Consider the following 1,667-nt stretch of genomic DNA (forward strand, 5'->3'; position numbering starts at 1 on the left):
CGCCAGTTCTGCTGCGCCAATGGTGTGGTGGGATGAAGGCGAATACGGCAGTACCAGCACCAGGTGATCTGCCGTCTTGAGCAGTTCTTCCTTGCCGACGTAGCTGGCTTTGCATTCTGCTTCCAGCGTTGCATCCAGGCGCGAGCGGTTGTGGTAAATCACCTTCATGCCAAATCCATGGGCACCGCGTTTGGCAATGCCCTGCCCTATGCGCCCCATGCCCAGGATGCCCAGCGTGGCGCCGTGGATGTCGGAGCCCGCAAACATGTCGTAGCTCCATTTGGTCCATTTGCCGGCGCGCAGGTAATGCTCGCTTTCGGTCACGCGGCGTGCCGTGGCCATCAGCAGGGCAAAACCGAAATCAGCGGTGGTTTCAGTCAGCACGTCGGGCGCGTTCGTGGCCAGCACGCCGGCAGCGGTCATGGCGTCGATGTCGAAGTTGTTGTAGCCCACCGCCATGTTGGCGCAAATTTTTAGACCCGGGCAGGCGGCCAGCACCTCCGCGTCGATTTTGTCGCCGCCGGTGGTGAAGGCGCCGTCCTTTCCCTTGAGGCGCTCGGTGAGCTGGGTCTTGGACCAGGTCTCGTCGGCCTGGTTGGATTCAACCTCGAAATACTGTTCCAGGCGGGCGATGACTTCGGGGAATACGGCGCGAGCGACGAGAATTTTGGGTTTGGTCATGGTGTTTTCACAAGTGATGCGGGAGCAGGTACTTCCGTCCCGGTGGGGGAATGCATTGCGGACGCCGGCGGTGCGGTCGCTGCAATCTTTCGGGCACGGGGAGCGTCAGGATGCCAGCCAAGCACGGCCAGCAAAACGAAAAATCCGGCCACATAGCCCAGCGCCACATGCCAGCCGCCCTTGATCCAGGCGCCAACCGACTTGGCCTCGGGGTACATATTCGACAGGGCCACACCAGCGGAGGAGCCAAACCACAGCATGCTGCCGCCAAAGCCGACGGCGTATGCCAGAAAGCCCCAGTCGTAGCCGCCCTGGTGCAGGGCCAGCGCCGTGAGCGGAATGTTGTCAAACACCGCACTCACAAAACCCAGGCCGAAAGCAGTTTGCCAGCTGGCGGCCGGCAAATGCTGCACCGGCATCATGGAAGCGCAAAGCACCAGCGACAGCAGAAACACACTACCGCGTGCGGCGTCAGGCAACAAGCGCCAGTCGGGCCGGCGCCAGGGCGTGGTCACCGCGATGGCCACCCATACCGAGATACCGATCACCGGCAGTTGCTCCAGCACCGCCGGATCGCGCAGGTTGAAATACACATTGGCAGCTACTGCCGACAGCAGAATGATGGCGACGATGCCCAGCCGGGCCCAATGCAGATGCGCGCCCGGAGTGGCGTCCTTCATGATGGGCTGCAGCGCGTGCTGCTGGCGCGCAGCGATCACGCCGAAGATGGCCAGCGCCACCAATGCACCGACATAGGACTCGAAGACCTGGCCCGGCGAAACCCCGGCAATCCACATCATGGTCGTGGTGGTGTCTCCCACCACGCTGCCCGAGCCGCCCGCGTTGCTGGCGGCCACGATGGCAGCCAGGAAGCCGATATGAACACGCTTGCGGTACAGCGCAGATGCCATGGTGCCGCCTATCATGGCCGCCGCGATATTGTCGAGAAAACTGGAGATCACGAAGACCAATACCAGCATCACAAA

General features: G+C 62.2%; 2 protein-coding genes. Both read right to left on the reverse strand.

All coding sequences use genetic code 11. From position 1 onward, the window contains the following. On the reverse strand, positions 1–681 hold a 681-nt coding region (locus AC1D1X_RS22605), incomplete at its 3' end, for an NAD(P)-dependent oxidoreductase (protein ID WP_477699256.1). Next, the coding region (locus AC1D1X_RS22610; protein ID WP_477699257.1) for a citrate transporter at positions 678–1,667 on the reverse strand (990 nt) is incomplete at its 5' end. The genes AC1D1X_RS22610 and AC1D1X_RS22605, both read right to left, overlap by 4 nt.

This window comes from Polaromonas sp. P1_G4 (assembly GCF_056405475.1).